Raw genomic sequence first — 20,469 nt, forward strand, 5'->3', positions numbered from 1 at the left:
ACAAAAAAATTAGAATTATGAAAAATACAATTGCTGTAATGGCCCTTTCTGCACTCTTTGCCTTTTCGGCCTGTAAAAAAAATGAAAAAACAGGAACTCCAACAGAGAAAAAAGATAATAATCAGACTGAAAAACTGATAGTGGATTCTGTGAAGGTGAGCGACTCTACCCGGATTACAGATTCACTGAAAGTAACCTACACTTCAAAATTATTGGTTTTTCCTTCCATTACAGACAAAAAATTATTAGACAGTATTTATTTTCAGAATGAAAAAATTAAAGACTTTTCCAAGGCAGGTCTTCAAACTTATCTGGAAAATGAAAAAAATAATTATTTCAATTCAGTGAAAAATAATAATAAAGACTGGATTTCAGATATTACCTATGCCCAGGATTGGTATTCAAGTTCCCATATGAACCTGATATCCGATATCAATGGCTATATGCACATTCAATATGTAGGAAGTGGCTACGAAGGAGGAGCCCATGATAATTATGGTTTTTCAGAGCGGGTTTTTGACCTTAAGAATAAAAAAAAGGCTGGAACTTAAGGATATCACATCAATGCCCAAGAGTAAAATTGAGGAGATACTGATGAAAAATATCAACAAGATCAACGGCGGAGCCAGCGATGGTGATGGAGAAATAAATAATTCGGAAATGCTGTTGGTTGAAAAGATTCCGGCTTCGGACAATTTTTATTTTGATGAGAAAAACCTGTATTTTCACTATAGCCCATATGAAATTGCCGCATTTGCAGCAGGAGATATCATTATTCCTGTTTCCTGGGAAGAACTTAAGGGAACATTAAATGCAGAATTTAAAGAAAGAATGAAAATTAAGTAATTTAATGCTTCCGGATCAGGAAGCATTGTTTATTTTTGCGGTAATGGAAAAAGTAGCTTTTATCATCAACCCTTTCTCGGCCAAAAAAAATTATCAGCCCTTTTTAAATGAGCTTAAAACCAAAGTTGATAATCCGCTTTACTACGTATCCGAATCAATTCCGGGAACAGATGAATTCATCCGGACTCATTTTGATCATGTAGATGTTTTTGTGGCGATAGGAGGTGACGGAACCATTTCTACAGTAGCAAAAAATCTGATTTTTACCAATAAAATCCTGGCCATTTTTCCGGCAGGGTCCGGGAACGGATTTTCCAATGAAACCCGTTTCAGTAAGAATCTTGATGAGCTTTTGGATAAAATTAAAGCCAAAAAATCCCGGAAAATTGATACATTTACGGTTAATGAAAGACTTTCCATTAATGTTTCAGGAACAGGTTTTGATGGAAAAGTCGTTAAAGAATTTGAAAAAACGAATCGCGGATTCAAAAATTATATCAAAGTTTCCCTGAAAACATTCTTTAATTACAAACCAATCAAAGTTACTTTTTTTGACGAAAAATACCAGCAATACAATGGCAGATATCTTATGCTGAATATTGCCAATACCCGCCAGTTTGGGAATAACGCCTATATTGCTCCCAAAGCAAGTAAAAGTGACGGGCTGGTAGATATGGTATTGGTAAAGAAATTTCCTCTTACTTATTCTGCACTTTTTGCTTTCAGGATGTTTACCAAAAGGCTGAAAGATGATGAATATGTTACTTATCTTCCCGTTTCTGAAATCTCTTTTAAAGTAAATACCAAAAACTGGCATCTTGACGGCGAATTTAATAAAATCGAATCACCGGTTCATGTTAAAATACAGCCTTCAAGTTTGAATATTTTGATATAGCGTTGTGCTGGCAGGATTGTTTATATAAATCTTCAGGATTCTCTTTTTTAAACTTCAAGTTTTTTCTCTATTTCCCCGGGATTGTTCAGGCAATAGTTGAATTGCTCTTTGTCAAGCTGCTTTTCCCAATTCGCAACCACTATGGTAGCTACAGAATTACCTATCACATTGGTAAGTGCCCTGCATTCGCTCATAAACTTATCAATCCCTAAAATCAAGGTCATTCCTGCTATGGGAATTTCAGGAACAACTGCTAATGTGGCAGCTAGTGTAACAAATCCGGCACCTGTAACCCCTGCTGCCCCTTTTGAACTTAGCATGGCAACCAAAAGCAACATCAGCTGTTTTTCAAAAGGAAGATGGATGTTTAACGCCTGAGCAATAAATAAGGAAGCCAGTGTCATATAAATATTGGTTCCGTCAAGATTAAAAGAGTATCCGGTGGGAACCACAAGACCTACGATAGCCCGGGAACATCCTGCTTTCTCTAGTTTTTCCATCATTCCTGGAAGGGCAGACTCCGATGAGCTGGTTCCCAGTACCAGCAGCAACTCTTCTTTAAGGTAATACAGGAGTTTAAAAATATTAAACCCGTTATAAAGGGCTACAGCCCCTAAAACCAATACTATAAAAAGGATTGAAGTAATGTAAAAAGTACCTACCAGGAATATCAGGTTCCAAACAGAGTGAAGGCCATATTTTCCTATGGTAAAAGCTATAGCTCCAAAAGCACCTATCGGGGCCAGCTTCATCAGCATATGAACAATTTTGAATACAGGTGCGGAAAGGTCCTGAAGGAAATCTGTTACTTTCCTGCTTTTTTCTTTGGTAAGAACAAGAGCGATCCCCATTAAAATTGAGACAAGCAGAACCTGTAGTATATTTTCTCCCACTAATGGACTAAATAAAGTTTCAGGAATAATATTCATGATAAAAGCTGTAAGAGTAGACTCGTGAGCTTTCTCCTGGTATTGGGAAACATCCCCTGAAAGGGTAGCGGGATCAATGTTCAAGCCATGACCGGGCTGAAGAATATTACCTACCAATAATCCTATGATCAATGCCAATGTGGAGAATATGAAAAAATAAATCATAGCTTTTATGGCAATTCTCCCTACCTTTTTAAGGTCTGTCATATGGGCTATTCCTAAAGTAAGGGTGATGAAAATAACCGGGGCAATAATCATTTTGACCAGCTTGATAAAACCATCACCTACCGGCTTCATCTTTTCCCCCAGTTCAGGGTAAAAATGTCCTAAAAGAATGCCTGTGATAATGGCTATAATGACCTGGAAATAGAGGAGATGATAGAATTTTTTTGCTTTCAACTGAAATAATTTTAAAGAGCGAAAGTAAGAATTTTAATTAAAAACATGATAAAAGTCATTAATTTATGGCTGACTTCATTCTACACTATCTGTTTTCTGAATAGGAAAATAAAAGTTGAAAAAAAATTCTGTTTTAGTAAACTAAAACAGAATCCTGATATCAAATTATATATTGTCTTCAATTATTCCATCGCAACGGAGTCATCACCACGGCCATCTGCAACCGCATGAATGTTACCGTTTTCATCCAATACAATCATTTCCGTTTTCCCAATCTGTTTCACTTTTTCAATCGTGTAGTTCTTGCTTTTCAGCTCAGAAATAGTACTTTCGGGGAAGTTATTTTCTACCTTTATGGTTTCCGGAAGCCATTGATGATGGAACTTCGGAGCGTTTACAGATAAGTTGGCATTTAATTTAAAATCTACCACATTCACAATCGACTGGTATACTGAAGTGGGAATGGTGGTTCCTCCCGGGGTTCCTACTACCATATAAGGCTTCCCGCTTTTAAGGAGAATGGTAGGAGTCATGGAAGAAAGCATCCTTTTATTCGGTTGTATAGAATTGGCTTCTCCACCTACTGCTCCAAACATATTGGGAACACCGGGTTTAATGGAAAAGTCATCCATTTCATTATTTAAAAAGAATCCTGCTCCGGAAACAACCACTTTGCTTCCGTAATATCCATTAAGGGTCGTTGTTACTGAAGCCGCATTTCCGTCCTTATCCAATACTGATATGTGTGTGGTCTGGGTAGATTCTTTTGGCTGGGGAATGATTTTTCCTACTTCAGCACTTGGTGTTGCCTTGTTGAAGCTGAAGCTTTTCCATCTGTTTTTTAAATATTCATCAGAAATCAGATAAGAGGTTTTGTCCTGTATGAAATCCGGATCTCCCATATATTCCGCTCTGTCAGCAAAAGCTCTTCTTTCAGCTTCAGCCATGATCTGAACAGCTTGTGTGGAATTCTGCTGGTATTTTTCCAGGTTTTCAAAGCTTGCCATTCTGAGCATCTGGGCAAGAAGAACCCCGCCACTTGAAGGTAAAGGCATGGATACCACTTTGTTTCCTTTATAATCAAACTCTAAAGCTTTTCTTTCTGCTACTTTATAATTTTTAAGGTCTTCCAGGGTAATAATTCCGTTACCTCTTTTCATTTCTGCAACCAAAAGCTCTGCTGTTTTTCCTTCATAGAACCCTTTTGCTCCATATTTCTGGATAAGCTTAAGGGTTTCGGCCAGTTCTTTCTGAACCAGAATATCTCCGGCTTTCCAGGGCTGGTCTTTTACAAAAACAATGGAAGAGGTATTATGTTTTTTGAAATGTTCCCTGTTGTTATTAAGCATGTCTGCTTCCTGTTCAGTGATGGCAAATCCTTGTTCTGCCAGGTCAATGGCGGGCTGGATAATTTTCTCCATCGGCAGTTTACAATACTTTAATGTTGCAAAAAAACCTGCCACACTTCCCGGGATTCCTACTGCAAGCCTGCCGTTCTGAGACAGATCCGTATTGGCTTTTCCTTTTTTATCAAGGTACATGTCCCTGGAAGCTTTTTTAGGAGCGGTTTCCCTGTAATCGAGAGTAAATTTTTCACCGTTATTTTTTACTCCTACCAGAAATCCACCTCCACCAATATTTCCTGCCTGTGGGTATACAACTGCCAATGCATATTGGGTAGCGGTAACGGCATCGTAGGCATTTCCACCCATTCTCAAAATCTTGGCACCTGCTTCGCTTGCCAGGGGATGTGCAGATACTACGACCCCTTTATTCTTAACTTTTACCTCTTTTACAATATTGATATCCGTAAACTGGGCCCAGCTGAGCTGGCTGGCTAGTATAATCGAAGCAATTAAGATCTTCCTCATAATGATTGTTTTTCTTATAACAAAAATATGGAAATTACATCAATAACTTGAGGTTGGAACTACGAAAGTAAGGCAGAAAGGTTAGGAAGATGGAAGAAAGAAGCTGGGAGTTCCTATTTGGTTTTAGAACTTGTATGAGTTTGTTCAATAGTTGATATGCTTAATTTTCAGTGTTTCTAAGACTTTAATAACTTCCTTCTTCCAGTTACAGGCTTCCTGCCTTTATCAAGGATTCAGGTTAAATAATTTCACAACAATGGCGGGAATATTTTAAATACACCTTTTTTATTATGGTTGACATGTTTTTTTTACTTTTGTACAATTCTAAAAAAAAATCTGAAAAAATGGAATCCTATACGGAAAGAATACTGATTACAGGTGCTCTGGGACAAATCGGCACCGAACTTACCAACAGACTTGTTGAAATTCATGGAGCGGAGAATGTGGTTGCTTCAGGACTGGACAGATGGCAGGAAGGAATTACCTCTGCAGGACATTATGAAAGGATGGACGTAACGAATACACAGCTAGTAAGACAGGTGATTCAGGATTATGACATCACTACTGTGTATCATCTGGCTTCTCTTTTATCCGGAACTTCGGAAAAGCAGCCTATTTTCGCCTGGAAATTAAACCTGGAACCTCTGCTTCATTTCTGTGAAATGGCAAAAGAAGGGCTTATTAAAAAGATTTTCTGGCCGAGTTCTATTGCAGTGTTTGGAAAAGGAATTCCAAAGCATGATGTAGGGCAGGATGTGGTGCTGAATCCAACAACTGTTTACGGGATCTCTAAAATGGCGGGTGAGAAATGGTGCGAATACTATTTCGACAAACACGGGGTAGATGTAAGAAGTATCAGGTATCCGGGGTTAATCTCTTGGAAGACACCGGCAGGAGGTGGAACTACAGACTACGCTGTTGAAATTTTCTACAAGGCAATCGAAGAGGGGAAGTATACAAGTTTTATTTCTGAAAATACAGGAATGCCAATGTTGTATATGGATGATGCGATCAATGCAACATTGAAATTGATGGAGGCTCCAAAAGAAAGTTTAACGGTTCGTTCATCTTATAATCTGGGAGGAATGTCATTTACCCCAAAAGAACTGGCTGAAGAAATCAAGAAAGAAATCCCGGATTTCACGATCGATTATAAGCCGGATTTCAGACAGGCGATTGCAGATTCATGGCCGGCTTCCATTGATGATTCAGTAGCTAAAAAAGACTGGGGCTTGACTTATAATTTCGGAATTTCTGAAATGACAAAAGACATGATCAAAAATCTGAAAGTAAAATTGGCTAAGAATTAATAATGTAAAGTAATACTTTAATTATAAGTCTTTTTAACTTCTGATTAATAGTATATTATAACTTTTATCTAAAATTTAAATTAAATGATATTGTTGACTTTTAACATCATAAATATTGAGGCTGAAGCAAAAAGCGGCGTTCAGATTACTGATGAAGAAAGGCTGAAGATTATAGAAGATAATACAAAAGCGATTCTTAGAATTTTAGATATTCATGATATAAAAGCAAGTTTTTTTGTAGAGATTTCTCTTACAGGAAAACTGCAGAATCTTATAAAAGCAATTTCATCCAAAGGGCATGAAATTGCTTTTTATAATCAGAACTCAAATCCGGAGGAAATTGAAATTGCCAAGAAAAATATTCAGGATCTTCTGGAAAAACAGATCAGGGGAATCCGCCAGAAAGATGTAAAGGTTCCGCAGGAAAATTTAAAGATGCTGGAGTTTAATTATGTTTCCAATATCGACAATGCCAATATTCTCTTTCCTTTCAAACGTTTGAAAAGAGATACCGAGATTACTGAAGAAGACGGTTTAAGTATTGTTCCGGAAAGTATCTCTCCTTACAGTCAGTTACCATACAATGATTTTGTATTCCAGATCCTTCCGATGAAGTATTACCAGAATATGGTTCTGGAGACTTTGCAGAATGAAGAATTTGTGTTAATCTATCTGAATGTATGGCAGTTTACAGACTTTAAAAAATACCGTTTTGATATCCCTTTTTATAGGAGTCTATTTTCGGGCAAAAAAATGGAGGACAAATTAGATGCCCTCCTGAAATTTATCAACGAGAAAGAGCTTGCCGTTTCCCGGATGAAAGATTATATTTTTTAGATACAGAATAGAAGATGCAGCTTAGGGTTTAACCAATTACTTCAACAAAGCCAATCAGTAAGAATAACCAGCAGCAAACAACTGCTTAGCTCAATTCAAAAAGTGTAATTTCCGGTAATACTCCCACTCTTCCAGGGTAGCCCAATACCCCGAATCCCCTGTTGACATACAACAGTTTCCCTTCACTTTCATAAAGATCCGCCCATTTAGGATAACGGTATTGAACAGGTGACCATTTTACATTTTTAAGATCCAGACCAAACTGCATCCCATGCGTATGCCCTGAAAGGGTCAGCTGGATGTTTCCGGGGTGTTTTTTTACCACGTAATCAAAATGAGTGGGGTCATGGCTCATCAGAATTTTTGTTGCGGATTCTGGTACATCTTTTAAAGCGCTGTCAATTTTACCAAACTGAGGAAAAGGTTTCAGTCCCCAGTTTTCAACACCCAGGATATAAAGCTTTTCCCCGTTCTTCTCAATAATCCTGTGTTCGTTTCTCAGCATATCAAAACCGGCTTGTTTTTCATAACCGATCAGGGTATCAAGATTTTCTTTTTTAGCAGAAGGAGATTCCCAGGTAACATAATCCCCGTAATCATGGTTTCCAAGCACTGCAAACTTGCCGTCTTTAGCTTTGATTTGTGAGAACAGGGGAATGAAAGGTTTGAATTCATCCGCTACATTGTTAACCATGTCTCCTGTAAATAACACAAGGTCAGGTTTTTGTTCGTTAATTAAATCAACGGCATGTTGTAGTTTTCCCGGATCGGAAAAGCTTCCGCTATGAACATCAGAGATCTGGATGATTTTATAACCTTTAAAGCTTTTCGGAAGATCCGAGAGTTTTACTTTTACCTTTCTAACCTTATGGCGGTATTTCCCAAAGGTGATCCCGTCAATAAAAAGAGCGGAAAGTACTCCTCCCAGTCCTATTCCCACCAGGCTCAGGAATTTTCTTCTTTCCGGGAAGAAGTTATCCGGCGATTGCGTTAAACCTGCTAAATAACTTCCGGTTCTGAAGATATCATCGATTAATAAAAACAAAACCACAAAAATTTTTGGCAGAATAAATACTAAGAATAATGAAATCATGATCTGGGCTCTCACCATGCTCCGGTCTGTCCTCTGATAATGGGTGATCTCGTAGGCAAAAACAGCATAGATGATTAAAGATACGATCCAATAGCCGCTTCTTATCCAGAAGTTATCGGTAAGCGTTCTGATGGCCTGGTAAATGTAAATTTCCAAAAGCAGGAAAATTCCGGCAGTGATTAAAAGGTTTCTTGGCATATTCTGAGTTAAAAAAAAGCACAAAAGAAAGACTTCCTTTGTGCTTTTTATATATTTTTTTAAATTATTCTTAAGGAAATCTATACACGATAGCATTGATATTCATTCCGGCACCTACCGAAGTCATAACAATGTTACCTTTATCTTTAAACGATTGACCCTCCATTTTTCCTTTAATGATTAAATCATACATGGTAGGAATGGTTGCTACAGAGGTGTTTCCAAGGTCCTGAATCGTCATAGGGGAGATGGCATGATCATAATCTTTCACATCGTAAAGTTTATGAAGTCTTTCAATCATGGCGTAATCCATTTTGGCATTAGCCTGGTGGATCAGGATTTTGTCAATATCTTCAATGGAGAGACCTGCATCAGTAATCGTATCTTTAATGGCTACAGGAACGTTTTTAAGGGCGTATTCGTAAATTTTTCTGCCCAGCATTCTTACATACAGGCGTTTTTTGATCTACATTCTTGTTAATAGACGGTTGGTTTTCAAGGTAGTTTAATTCAGGGCCATTATCGCAGATCGTATTGTGTGCAATAATACCTGCATTTTCATCATCCGTTGCTTTTACCACTACAGCTCCGGCACCATCAGCAAAAATCATTCTGTTTCTGTCATGCGGATCAGTTACCCGGCTTAAAGTTTCAGCTCCAATAACAAGGATGGTTTTGGCTACTTTAGCTTTAATCAGATTGTCTGCCAAAATCATACCTTCCACCCAACCCGGGCAACCGAAAATCATGTCGTACGTTACACATTTTCTGTTTTTAATCCCCAGTTTATTCTTAACCCTCGCTGCCATTGTTGGCATAAAGTCCGCGTATCCGTTCTCCGTAACTTCTCCAAAATTACTTGCGTAGATAATATAATCCAGGTCTTCGCCGTTTACTTTTGCGTCTTCAAGGGCAATTTTAGCAGCTTCATAACCGATTTGTGAGTTGGAAAGATTATCTTCAATAAACCTCCTGTTTTCGATTTCAGTAATTTCTACAAACTTCGCAATAGTTTCTTCCACAGGCTTTTCAATCTTTACTCCGTCTTCTGTGTAAAACTCAGAATTCATGAAGTAATCTCTACCAATAACTCTGTTCGGGATGTAAGATCCAGAGCCAATAATGATCGTATTCGGCATTCGTTTATATGATTTTTTTAAAGATGCAAAGTTAATAATTAATATTAATAACGGAGAATTAAAAATATTATTAAATTTGCAAAAATTGTACTTTACAATCTATGAAAAACAATCCGTCCTTAAAAGGCTTACTTATTGCAGTTGTGGCGTTTATCGTTGCCTTTGGGATCTACTTCCTTTTTTTAGCCAAGAAGAATTATTATGTTGTAGATAATCCTACCCCGAATACGTACTACTTTAAGATCAATAACGGTTCTGAGGGAATCATTTCAGCGGGACAGTATGTGCATGTGGATCTGAAAAAAGGTAAAAATTCTATTCAGGTTTTTGATCAGAATAAAAAAAATGCTTTATGATTCCGCATTTGAAGTAAATAAACTGCGGGGATTGCTTAATATTGCCCATCAGGATTATTATGTGAATGATCAGTATTACGGCTATAATCTTAAAAAAAGATTCATTGTTGATGGCTCTTGACAAGACCGTGATTGATGGAAAGACTTATGTGGGAGGTGCCAGACACTTCAACAAGCTTTACACCGAAGATTTTTATTACAATGTAGATGAGGATTATGATAAAGTGATCAAAAATATCCAGAAAGTGGAGTCCAGATCAAAGATCTTCAGAAAGCAGGATTACCTAAATTATTACAAAGAATATTACAAGTTTTAAGTTTTGACAAAAGATATCACCAAAGTTACTCCCTACAATTCAGAGGCTACAAAGAAAAGCCAGGTAGAGGATATGTTCGACAACATTGCGCCGAAGTATGACCTTCTGAACCATGTTTTATCCATGAAAATTGATGTTTTATGGAGGAATAAACTGGTAAAATGGATGAAAAATGATACCCCGCAGGAAGTGCTGGATGTGGCTACCGGAACGGGAGATCTGGCTATTGCCATTGAAAAAGGAACCGGCTCAAAAGTAGTTGGTTTAGATTTATCACAACAAATGCTCAATGTTGGCGTTATTAAAATAAAAAAACTTAAATTAGACGGCAAAATTTCCATGCAAAAAGGAGATGCAGAAAATTTACCTTTCGGGGACAATAGATTTGATGCTGTTTCCGTTGCATTTGGAGTGAGGAATTTTGAAAACCTTACCAAAGGTTTGGCAGAATTAAGAAGAGTAGTTAAAGATAACAAAAGTGTTTACATACTGGAGTTTTCAAAGGTTGAGGGTTTCATGGGGCCGCTGTATATGTTTTATTTCAAAAACATATTACCTGCCATAGGCAGACTGGTTTCCAAAGATAATAGGGCATATACATACCTTCCGGATTCTGTAAATGCTTTTCCTTTCGGGGAGAAGATGAAGCAAATTCTTTTAGATACGGGATTTAAGAAAGTTGAATATAAAAAACTAAGTTTAGGTATAGCCACAATTTATAAAGCAACAAAGTAACCTATGAATAAATTTCTATTAAAAGCACTGGTTTTGACCTCAGTAAATGTTGCCGTTTTTGCAAACGCGCAATTTAGAACCCGAAACAGAATGGATAAGCTGGAAGATTTCGACGAACAGAAATTCAGTTGGGGGTTTTATCTGAACGGGAACAGACTGGACTACCGCATCGTATTGCATCCCAAATATGGGGCAAACGAAAATCAGAATCTTGTTACCTCTAAAGAAAGTTACAGTTTCGGTGCCGGGCTTATTGCAAAATGGAGACTGAACGACTATCTTGATGTAAGGATAGAGCCGGGATTACAGTTTGCACAAAGACAGTTGACTTTTAATACGCAATCTAATGACATCTATGCAGGCGGATCTTTAACCAATCCTCCTTTCACACCATTCCCTTTAGCAGATAAAGATAAAGTAAGAGAAATTAAATCTACCCTGATTGATATTCCCGTACTTTTAGAACTTCACGGGCGAAGATGGTACAATTCGAGACCTTATATTGCAGGTGGGGTAAACTATGTGGTAAACCTTCAGTCTAATGCCACTTCCACCGATGATAATATGCAGGGAATTTTCAGATCTACAACCCACAACTTTGCGTGGTCTGCAGAAATGGGGATTCAGTTTTACTTCAACAAATTTAAGCTGACTCCGGCCATTAGAGGAACTTTCTTCATGAATAACGAAAAAGTAGCAGATAATGCAACAACACCGCCTTACTGGGCTTCCGCAATCTCTACTTTACAAACAAGAGCAGTCATGTTCGTCTTGAAATTTGAATAAGAAATACCATATTGAAAATAGATAGGAGATGCCTGGGCATCTCCTTTTTTGTGGGAACACCAAAATATAGGCCGTTTTATTTTTGTTAGTGTTAATATTTTTTTATTTTTGCTTCTAGTTAGAATATACAAACCTGAAATGCTTCAAGATTTAGAAAACAATTTTTCAGAATTAGAGAAAAAGATTTTGGCTCTGCAAAAGAATTATAAAAATCTTACTGAAAGGTTATCAGAATTAAGTATTGAGCATGAAGAGCTGAAGGTAAAATATGACGAGGAGAGAAGAAAAAATCAGGTATTAGCAGAAGAACAAAAAAATATAAAACTTTATTCAGCAATATCAGGAAATCCTGAACACAATAGGTTAATGAAAAACCATATCAACAGATTGGTGAAAGAAATTGATTTCTGTATTGCTCAGCTTCAAAACAGTGGATTATAATGGAAGTAAGGAGAATAACCATCAACATTGCAGGAAGGGTATATCCGCTGAACGTACCGGCAGCAGAAGAAGAAACGCTGCGTAAAGTCGGGAAGCAGATCGAAAATATGATTAAAGATTTTGAACAGAATTTCGATGTAAGAGATAAACAGGATGCTTTGGCAATGTGTGCCTTAAAATTAGGAACCAATGCGGAAGTTGTTTCTCTTAACTACGAAAAAAATATTAATTCTACCAACGACAGATTAGCAAGGATTAATCAGTCATTGAATGAAATCGGGAAATAGATTTTTTCCTGAACAAGCTGCCTACAATAATTCTAACACATTAAAGGTAAACTCAACGCTAAACAATTACCGAACAAATGTCCATTGAATGGCGTGCCGGTCTTCCGGATTACAGACAGTGGAAATCAGTTCAAATCGTGTTGATTAGGAGTTTACTCTCAATCTCTGGATTATTGTGGGCTTTTTTTATTTAAATTAAAAGGAATATGAATACAATTAAAACTCAATATATATTATGATAGAAGTAATAGTCGGCGTTGTTTGTTTAGTAATCGGTGCTGTAGTTGGAATATTTTTTTCCAGAAGCTCACTGAATACTAAAGCAAAGTTTATCATAGATGATGCTAAGAAAAATGCCGAAAACCTTATAGAAAAAGCTAATGTACAAGCTGAATCCATAAAGAAAGAGAAAAATCTCCAGGCTAAAGAAAAGTTCCTGGAATTGAAATCCCAGCATGATGCAGACATCCAGGCCCGTGAAAAGAAAATGCAGGAAGTGGAAAAAAGGATCAAGGACAAGGAGCATAAGCTGAATGATGAGCTTAGCAAAGCAGGGAAACTTGAAAAGGATTTGGATAAGCAGATTGCAGATTATGCCAAGAAGAATGAAATTTTAGAAAGAAAGCAGCAGGAATTAGATATAGCTACTGCTAAAAAAGTTGAAATTCTTGAAAAAAATTTCCAATTATACAGCTGAGGAAGCTAAAGCAGAATTGGTGGAAACTATGAAAGCTGAGGCTAAAACAAGAGCCCAGGCACATGTTCAGAGCATTATGGAAGAAGCTCAGATGAATGCTAAAAATGAAGCCAGAAAAATCGTTATTCAAACGATCCAAAGAATCGGAACCGAGCAGGCAATCGAAAATTCAGTATCAGTTTTCAACATTGAATCTGATGAAGTAAAAGGAAGAATTATCGGTAGAGAAGGTAGAAATATCCGTGCTTTAGAAGCCGTAACAGGAGTGGAAATTATTGTTGATGATACTCCGGAAGCCATCCTTCTTTCATGCTTCGACCCTGTAAGAAGGGAAATCGCGAGGTTATCCCTTCACAGATTAGTAACAGACGGAAGAATCCACCCTGCAAGAATCGAAGAAGTTGTTGAAAAAACCAGAAAACAAATCGAGGAGGAAATCATTGAAGTAGGTAAGAGAACCATCATTGATTTAGGAATCCATGGTTTACATCCTGAATTGATTAAAATCGTAGGTAGAATGAAGTATCGTTCTTCTTACGGACAAAACTTACTGCAGCACTCAAGAGAGGTGGCTAACATCGCTGCAACAATGGCTGCTGAGCTAGGATTAAACGTGAAATTAGCTAAAAGAGCAGGTCTTTTGCATGATATCGGTAAAGTTCCGGAACAGGAATCTGAATTACCACACGCCTTACTAGGTATGCAATGGGCAGAGAAGTATGGTGAAAACGCTGAAGTAGTAAATGCTATCGGAGCTCACCATGATGAAATTGAAATGAAATCATTATTATCTCCAATTATCCAGGTTGCTGATGCTATCTCAGGAGCGAGACCGGGAGCAAGAAGACAGGTATTGGAATCTTATATCCAGAGACTGAAAGACCTGGAATCTGCCGCATTAAGTTTTGACGGAGTATCAAGTGCTTACGCGATCCAGGCAGGTAGAGAATTGAGGGTAATGGTAGAAAGCGGAAAAGTAAATGATGAAGTTGCTTCTCAGTTGTCTTATGATATCTCTGAAAAGATCCAGAACGAGCTTACGTATCCGGGACAGGTAAAAGTAACAGTGATCAGGGAAACGAGAGCTGTGAATATTGCCAGATAATAATCAGAATAAGATATTTGATAAAAACCTTTCAGGAAATTGGAAGGTTTTTTTATTTTTATCAAAACTTAAAAATGCAAGAACTTTCATTGTCTTCAAAACTGAAGTACATTTTCTCTATTCCTGTTATTATTTCTGCCCTGGGGTATTTTGTAGATATCTATGATCTTCTTCTCTTTGGAATTGTAAGAATTCCGAGTTTAAAGGCATTGGGTCTGAATCCCGATACGGACGGAACATTTATCCTGAATTGTCAGATGATAGGATTGCTTCTCGGCGGAATTTTCTGGGGAATATTCGGAGACAAGAAGGGAAGGCTTTCCGTGCTCTTCGGATCAATTCTGGTTTATTCTTTGGCCAATATAGCCTGTGGATTTTTACCCTATTTCCCTAAAGAACACCTGGAGTACCAATATGCTGCTTTAAGGTTTGTGGCAGGAATTGGACTGGCTGGTGAACTTGGAGCCGGAATTACACTGGTTTCTGAAAGTCTACCTAAAAATCTGAGGGCCATAGGTACCTCTGTTGTCGCAGGTTTTGGATTAATGGGAGCCGTAGTAGCTCAGTTAACGGTAGAATTGGCCGGAGGATGGAACATTTCTTATATCATTGGAGGAGTCATGGGAATTATGTTGCTAATTTTAAGAATAAGCGTTTCCGAGTCGGGAATTTACAAGAATCTGGAACATAAAAACATTTCCAAAGGGAATTTCCTATCCTTTTTTACCAACAAAGACCGTCTGATAAGATATTTAAAATGTATAGCCGTGGGATTACCTACCTGGTACTGTATAGGAATCCTGGCGGTTTTGGCCAATCAGTTTGCTCCTGAGTTAGGAATGAAGGATATCAACCCCGGAAAAGCAATTATGTGGGCTTACGTAGGTGTCTCTGCAGGCGATCTGATGAGCGGCTTTATCTCCCATGCGTTACAATCCCGTAAAATGGCAATCTTTTACATGCTGCTTTTTACACTGGTTGGGGTAGGAATCATGCTGTTTGGAAATACCAATACAGAGACGAAATACTATATCTTTTGTGTGTGGCTGGGCGTTGGAACAGGATATTGGGCTATGTTCGTGACATTGGCAGCAGAGCAGTTTGGGACCAACATCAGAAATACAGCAACAACAACGGTTCCCAATATGGTAAGAGGGCTGGTACCGGTGATGATCCTCGCTTTTGATTCCCTTAAGCCTGGTTTCACAGTGGTAGAAAGTGCTGCAATTGTTGGAGCTGTGGTATTTGGACTTGCATTTTATTCCTCGCTTACCATTTCTGAAACCCATAACCGGGATCTTGAATTTACAGAATAAAATAAATACTTATCATTTGCGTTTTAACTTTATAAAGTTAACCAGATAATATTGTTTAATTAAAATCAAATCATCATGTCACAGAAAATTTTTCAAAATGCCAGAAAGCTGGAAAAAAATGATCTTAAGAATATAACAGGAGGTATCGGGGATACTCCTGATCTTTCGAAATGCGGTTGCAGCTGTACGGGGGAAGTCACAGGGCCAACCTATTGCATAAAGTATAAAAGATGCCTGCAGGTAATTACCTGTTAACCGGATATTACTGTATAATGAAACCTTTTAAGAAATTGAAAGGTTTTTATTTTGGGGCTTTCTGAAGTTGGTAGGAGTCCGGATTTACAGCGTAATTGGTTTTGTTTAATAATTCAGGCATTACTTTTCCTGATTTAAAACATAATAATTACAATGTAATCAAGATATTATTGAAATTTATATTAAATTATGTTGCGAATAATTAATATTTGTTTAACTTTGGGAAGTCACTAAAACTAAATTGTTTAATCAAACTAAACCACATGAACATTATGAAAAATGCTAAAAAATTAAGAAAAGAAGATTTGAAAAACATTACAGGAGGAATCAGCGGAAATCCTGATCTTTCCCTTTGCGGATGCAGTTGTTCAGGATCTGTAACAGGGCCATGGTACTGTGTACAGTATATAGCTTGTCCACAGGTTTATACTTGTGACCAGTCTGCGATCTGAGAAATTATTCAACATGAAATAAACATTTCCACATTTAATATGCAGGACCCTTTCGATTTCGGAAGGGTCCTGCTGTTTTAATGAATAAGGTATAGTAAGCTGCCGACACTGATGGTAATCCAGAGAAGCACGGCAGTCAGTAAAGGTTTAAATCCAATGGTTTTTAACGTCCGGATGGAAAGGGTTGAGCCAATAAAAAATAAAGTCAGATTCAGCCCAGATTTTGCCAAAGCGGTTATTCCGGTACTGAAACGGTCAAAAAAAGGAAAATACGTATTGAGCAGGATAGCAAGAATAAAATATCCGATGAACCATGGGATTTTAATTTTTGAATCTTTATTTTTAAAGATAAACATGGTAATCAGTGAAACCGGAATGATCCATAATGCACGGGCCAGCTTTACTGTTGTGGCAATTTTTAAGGCTTCGTTTCCATACTTGCTTGCTGCTCCCACTACGGAACTGGTATCATGAATTCCAACGGCACACCATAGCCCGAATTGCTCCTGTGAAAGATTCAGTAAATGTCCGATAGCAGGATATATGAATAAAGCGATAGAGTTTAAGGTAAAAACAATGGCCAATGCCAGGGAAATCTGCTTTGTATCAGGTTTAATGATAGGAGAGACCGCTGCAATGGCACTTCCGCCACAAATAGCAGTGCCGGCAGAGAGAAGATAAGATAAAGGCCTTTCAAGCTTAAATAACCTGCCCAATAAATAACCCAGGATCATAACGGTTAGAATACTTACTACCGTCAGCATCAATCCTGTTTTTCCGGCATGAAGTGCTTCATCAAGTTTTAACCCGAATCCCAAACCTACGATTGAGACCTGTAACAGTAAATGGATGTATTGATGAAGATATTTTTCAAATGGATTTCCCATGAACACAGCCAATCCGAAACCTAAGGCGAGGGCAATGGGAGAAGTGATAAACGGCGTCAGGCAGACACCGGCCAGTACAATAAAAATAATTTTTCGGATAGTTGTGTCAGGAGCTAAGTTTTTCATATTGCGAACTTTTACAGCTCCAAAATTCCGCAATTTATTATTACAAAGTAAATTGTATTTTATTATATTGAATAACTTTAAGTTATATCTTAATAGTAAAATGAAGCAATGCTTTTACTTTGATTCTCATCATACAAATTTATTCTGCGAATCTTAAAAAAAGCTTTATCAATTCAGATTGCTCCCCTTTAGGAAGAATAAAATGGAAATTTCTTTCGATACTGAAGTTCCTGATATCAATAACGGTTAAGCGGTTACTTTTCAATTCATTCAAAATAGTACTGATAGAAAGAAAGGCCATACAGTCTGAATAGAGAAGATAGTTTTTAATGCTTTCACTGCTTCCCAGTTGTATAACAGTATTTAATTCCTGAATATTAACACCTTTTTCTTTCAAGCGGTTATGTATAAATTCCAGGGTTCCGGAGCCTTGTTCGCGAAAGACCAGAGGGATGTCATACAGGTCCTTTATGCTGAGGGTTTTATTGGATAATGGGTGGTTTGCCTTTGCTGCCAATACAATTTCATCTGCCTTAAATGGTTTATAATCAAAATACGAAGACTGGGATTCCCCTTCAATAATACCAAGGTCAATTTTTTCTTCCTTCAGAAGAGTGGAAATGGCTTCTGTATTCCCGGTAAGAAGCTCAATTTTAATATCTTTATAATATGTATTGAATCTGGCTAAAATTTCCGGTAAAATATATTGAGCAACAGTAGTACTGGCACCAATGATCAATTTTCCTTTATGCTGCTGATTCATCTGACTGATTTCAAATTCAAGGTCCCGGTAGAGGCTTCTTATTTTTTCAGCGTATTCATATAAGACCTTTCCACTTTGTGTCAGTTGGATGGAAGTGCCTTTACGATCAAATAATCTGATACTTAATTGGCTTTCAATTTCCTTTATGTGTTTGGTAACAGCCGGCTGGGAGATATGAAGTTCTTCCGATGCTTTAGTAAAGCTTAATCGGGAAGCTACTGTATGGAATACTTTTAACCTGTAATCGAACATAGCGCAAAATTACGAATTATAGTTGTAAGTTATTTGTTACCGGGTGATAGTTGTTTTTGCTCTTTGTTAATAGATACTGGCTGTATTATATCAATTCCGGACTTTAGCGATCAATCTTAATAACTTCTCCAATTTCATAACAACCTTTCTTTTACAAAAAATCTGAAACCGACCTGTCCTGTTGGTTTGCATACCTTCTGTTTTTAGCTTCACCGATTTTTTGTTTTGTATAAATGCTATTATGCCCGGAAAGAAGATAGGATACCACACAGGCAATCGCTACATACACCCCGCATTCGGCACCAAATAATTCAATTCCCATGAGCATACAAGCCAGCGGGGTATTTGTGGCTCCTGCAAATACCGCCACGAATCCCATTCCTGCCAGAAGCCCGAAAGGTAAAGGAATCCATAAAGACAATGCGCTTCCCAAGGTAGCCCCGATAAAGAATAGGGGAGTAACTTCACCACCTTTATATCCTGCAGATAATGTGATAATGGTAAAGATCATTTTCAGGGCAAAATCATAAAACGGTAGCTGTTTTTCGAAAGATTCCAGGATAACGGGAACCCCCAGTCCGATATATCTCGTAGTTCCCATGGCAAAAACGGCTAAAACAACAATGATTCCTCCTGCTACCGGGCGAAAAGGCGGATACTTAATTTTAGATTTAAAAATTGAACCAGCCCAATGAATAATCCTGCTGAAAGCTGCGGCACAGATTCCAAAAGCAACTCCTGCTAAAATACTGTATAGAACGGGCAAAAATTCCAGTTTGGGAATAAAATCGATATGATAACGGGTGTGTTTTACCTGCCAGAGGTTGGTCATCCAATCAGCCAGTATAGCTGAAGCAAAAGCGGGAAAGATAGCATTATAGCGGATTCTTCCGATCAGAAAAACTTCAAGTCCGAAAACAGCACCAGCTAAAGGTGTCCCGAAAACAGATCCAAAACCTGCCGCAATGGCGGCAATAATTAATATCTTCCTTTCATCTCTGTCCAGCCTGAATGGTGTGCTCAGCTGGTCTGCAATGGCTCCGGCCATTTGAAGGGCTGTTCCTTCACGCCCTGCCGAGCCACCGAACAGATGGGTGGCTATAGTTCCCAGATAGACAAAAGGAGCCATCTTAAACGGGATTATTCCTTTCGGATCGTGAATATTATCAATAAGTAGATTGTTTCCCGCTTCTACATCTTTCCCCCAATAATAATATAAAAGACCGATCAGGAAACCCACCAGGGGAAGTAAGGCAATCATCCAGAGATGGTTTTCCCTGAAATGAGTGGCCCATTCCAGGGATACTAAAAATCCTGCAGAGGCGGTCCCTACCAACATCCCTACAATAATGCTTATACAAAGCCATTTTGCAATATAAGGCAAGGCCGGAAATTTCCTGAAGAAAAAATGGGTGTGAAAAATTGCTTTTTTACCAAGTGTCCGTTGATTTTTTGACATAATAATCCTGATTAGCTATTGTAATAAACTCTCAATCAGGCGTCATCAGCTTCTGTAAAGCGGTTGGGTAAGGAAGAACACCATTTCCTTTTGATACTGCAAATATAAAAAGAAGAATCTGTTTTTCAAAAAAATATCAAGGATAAAGACTATTATATTTTTAGTCTGAGCAATTCCCTTCCGTTTTGCACCTGATCCTAACACGAATGAAATGAAAATATTTTAATGATATTTTGATTTTATGTGTAACTTTTAAATGTATACGGTTGACTTATACTGTATTAAATGTAATAACCATGACCAGAATATTAGTTGCTTCCGGTTTTATTTTGTTAATTCTATTTGCCTGTAAAAGAAAGACAGAAAAAGAAGTCGTCCTTGATTTTTATGAAAAAGGGAAACTTAATGGTACTGTTCTTATAGTAAAAGAAGGAAAAGTTGTTTGCGATACTGCCTTAGGGTATAAAAGCTTTGAAGATAAACTTCCTTTAACAAAAGACACTCCATTTTGTATTGCTTCCATTAGCAAACCCTTTACAGCAGCTGCCATCATGCTTTTACAGCAGGAGCATTTGTTGTCCTATGATGATAAAGCTATTCGCTACGTTCCGGATCTTCCTGTCTATGCGCAAAATGTGAGTATACGTCAACTGCTTAATCATACTTCAGGTTTGGCAGATTATGAAAACGTTTTTGATGGTAAACCGTAAAATTACCA

General features: G+C 37.7%; 19 protein-coding genes, 3 pseudogenes and 1 riboswitch. Of the genes and pseudogenes, 15 read left to right on the forward strand and 7 right to left on the reverse strand.

The window, feature by feature from the left end; genetic code table 11:
* The first annotated feature begins 17 nt into the window (after positions 1–17).
* From HX13_RS25185 to HX13_RS21050, 3 genes are read left to right on the forward strand one after another with little or no spacing between them, the layout of a single operon-like run.
* Positions 18–551: a hypothetical protein gene (locus HX13_RS25185; RefSeq protein WP_238555596.1), complete on the forward strand. Its 534-nt coding sequence runs from the start codon at positions 18–20 to the stop codon at positions 549–551.
* Between the two features lie 13 nt (positions 552–564).
* Positions 565–846 carry an RsiV family protein gene (locus HX13_RS25190; RefSeq protein ID WP_238555597.1) on the forward strand — a complete coding sequence of 94 codons (282 nt, stop codon included), beginning with the start codon at positions 565–567 and terminating at the stop codon, positions 844–846.
* Between the two features lie 4 nt (positions 847–850).
* The gene (locus HX13_RS21050; RefSeq protein ID WP_410493169.1) at positions 851–1,741 is read left to right on the forward strand and encodes a diacylglycerol/lipid kinase family protein; all 891 of its coding nucleotides are present in this window, start codon (positions 851–853) and stop codon (positions 1,739–1,741) included.
* Positions 1,742–1,788: 47 nt separating this feature from the next.
* Here the strand turns inward: HX13_RS21050 and HX13_RS21055 are convergent, their stop codons facing one another.
* A complete protein-coding gene (locus tag HX13_RS21055) occupies positions 1,789–3,069 on the reverse strand; it encodes a dicarboxylate/amino acid:cation symporter (RefSeq protein ID WP_050022671.1) in 1,281 nt (426 codons plus the stop codon).
* A 182-nt stretch (positions 3,070–3,251) separates the two neighbouring features.
* Complete coding sequence (ggt, locus tag HX13_RS21060; protein ID WP_050022672.1) at positions 3,252–4,940, reverse strand: gamma-glutamyltransferase; 1,689 nt, start codon at positions 4,938–4,940, stop codon at positions 3,252–3,254.
* Positions 4,941–5,284: 344 nt separating this feature from the next.
* Here ggt and HX13_RS21065 point away from each other — a divergent pair, with 344 nt between their 5' ends.
* Positions 5,285–6,250: an NAD-dependent epimerase/dehydratase family protein gene (locus HX13_RS21065; protein WP_050022695.1), complete on the forward strand. Its 966-nt coding sequence runs from the start codon at positions 5,285–5,287 to the stop codon at positions 6,248–6,250.
* An 84-nt stretch (positions 6,251–6,334) separates the two neighbouring features.
* Positions 6,335–7,087: a polysaccharide deacetylase family protein gene (locus HX13_RS21070; RefSeq protein WP_050022673.1), complete on the forward strand. Its 753-nt coding sequence runs from the start codon at positions 6,335–6,337 to the stop codon at positions 7,085–7,087.
* An 85-nt stretch (positions 7,088–7,172) separates the two neighbouring features.
* On the opposite strand, the gene HX13_RS21075 is transcribed toward HX13_RS21070, so the two are convergent.
* Positions 7,173–8,378, reverse strand: a complete 1,206-nt coding sequence (locus tag HX13_RS21075) for a metallophosphoesterase (protein ID WP_050022674.1) — start codon at positions 8,376–8,378, stop codon at positions 7,173–7,175.
* A gap of 70 nt (positions 8,379–8,448) precedes the next feature.
* Positions 8,449–9,517, reverse strand: a pseudogene (locus HX13_RS21080) (3-oxoacyl-ACP synthase III family protein).
* Positions 9,518–9,618: 101 nt separating this feature from the next.
* On the opposite strand from HX13_RS21080, the pseudogene HX13_RS26185 reads away from it, so the two are divergent.
* The 9 genes and pseudogenes from HX13_RS26185 to HX13_RS21125 all read left to right on the forward strand — a co-directional run bounded on the left by HX13_RS26185 (position 9,619) and on the right by HX13_RS21125 (position 16,264).
* A pseudogene (locus HX13_RS26185) lies at positions 9,619–10,190 on the forward strand (hypothetical protein).
* A gap of 3 nt (positions 10,191–10,193) precedes the next feature.
* On the forward strand, positions 10,194–10,925 hold the full coding sequence (gene ubiE, locus HX13_RS21090; protein ID WP_050022675.1) for a bifunctional demethylmenaquinone methyltransferase/2-methoxy-6-polyprenyl-1,4-benzoquinol methylase UbiE: 732 nt from the start codon (positions 10,194–10,196) through the stop codon (positions 10,923–10,925).
* A gap of 3 nt (positions 10,926–10,928) precedes the next feature.
* Positions 10,929–11,711, forward strand: a complete 783-nt coding sequence (locus HX13_RS21095; RefSeq protein WP_050022676.1) for a porin family protein — start codon at positions 10,929–10,931, stop codon at positions 11,709–11,711.
* 138 nt (positions 11,712–11,849) lie between these two features.
* On the forward strand, positions 11,850–12,152 hold the full coding sequence (locus HX13_RS21100) for a hypothetical protein (protein ID WP_050022677.1): 303 nt from the start codon (positions 11,850–11,852) through the stop codon (positions 12,150–12,152).
* On the forward strand, positions 12,152–12,439 hold the full coding sequence (locus HX13_RS21105; RefSeq protein WP_050022678.1) for a cell division protein ZapA: 288 nt from the start codon (positions 12,152–12,154) through the stop codon (positions 12,437–12,439). Before HX13_RS21100 ends, HX13_RS21105 begins: the two co-directional genes overlap by 1 nt.
* Positions 12,440–12,674: 235 nt before the next feature.
* A pseudogene (gene rny / locus HX13_RS21110) lies at positions 12,675–14,241 on the forward strand (ribonuclease Y).
* A gap of 74 nt (positions 14,242–14,315) precedes the next feature.
* On the forward strand, positions 14,316–15,557 hold the full coding sequence (locus tag HX13_RS21115; protein WP_050022696.1) for an MFS transporter: 1,242 nt from the start codon (positions 14,316–14,318) through the stop codon (positions 15,555–15,557).
* 75 nt (positions 15,558–15,632) lie between these two features.
* The gene (locus HX13_RS21120; RefSeq protein WP_050022679.1) at positions 15,633–15,812 is read left to right on the forward strand and encodes a hypothetical protein; all 180 of its coding nucleotides are present in this window, start codon (positions 15,633–15,635) and stop codon (positions 15,810–15,812) included.
* A gap of 263 nt (positions 15,813–16,075) precedes the next feature.
* Positions 16,076–16,264, forward strand: coding sequence for a hypothetical protein (locus tag HX13_RS21125; RefSeq protein ID WP_050022680.1), 189 nt, complete (start codon positions 16,076–16,078; stop codon positions 16,262–16,264).
* A 77-nt stretch (positions 16,265–16,341) separates the two neighbouring features.
* On the opposite strand, the gene HX13_RS21130 is transcribed toward HX13_RS21125, so the two are convergent.
* The 3 genes from HX13_RS21130 to HX13_RS21140 all read right to left on the reverse strand — a co-directional run bounded on the left by HX13_RS21130 (position 16,342) and on the right by HX13_RS21140 (position 19,751).
* Complete coding sequence (locus HX13_RS21130; protein WP_050022681.1) at positions 16,342–17,277, reverse strand: YeiH family protein; 936 nt, start codon at positions 17,275–17,277, stop codon at positions 16,342–16,344.
* A gap of 139 nt (positions 17,278–17,416) precedes the next feature.
* Positions 17,417–18,292: a LysR family transcriptional regulator gene (locus HX13_RS21135; RefSeq protein WP_050022682.1), complete on the reverse strand. Its 876-nt coding sequence runs from the start codon at positions 18,290–18,292 to the stop codon at positions 17,417–17,419.
* 151 nt (positions 18,293–18,443) lie between these two features.
* Entirely contained in the window at positions 18,444–19,751 is a 1,308-nt protein-coding gene (locus HX13_RS21140) for a voltage-gated chloride channel family protein (protein ID WP_185113630.1), read from the reverse strand.
* Between the two features lie 29 nt (positions 19,752–19,780).
* Positions 19,781–19,848: riboswitch (Fluoride riboswitch) on the reverse strand.
* 199 nt (positions 19,849–20,047) lie between these two features.
* Here HX13_RS21140 and HX13_RS25815 point away from each other — a divergent pair.
* Positions 20,048–20,461, forward strand: a complete 414-nt coding sequence (locus HX13_RS25815; protein ID WP_262483593.1) for a serine hydrolase domain-containing protein — start codon at positions 20,048–20,050, stop codon at positions 20,459–20,461.
* Positions 20,462–20,469 lie beyond the last annotated feature (8 nt).

The organism is Chryseobacterium sp. P1-3, from assembly GCF_000738495.1.
GTDB classification, from domain to species: Bacteria; Bacteroidota; Bacteroidia; order Flavobacteriales; family Weeksellaceae; genus Chryseobacterium; species Chryseobacterium gallinarum.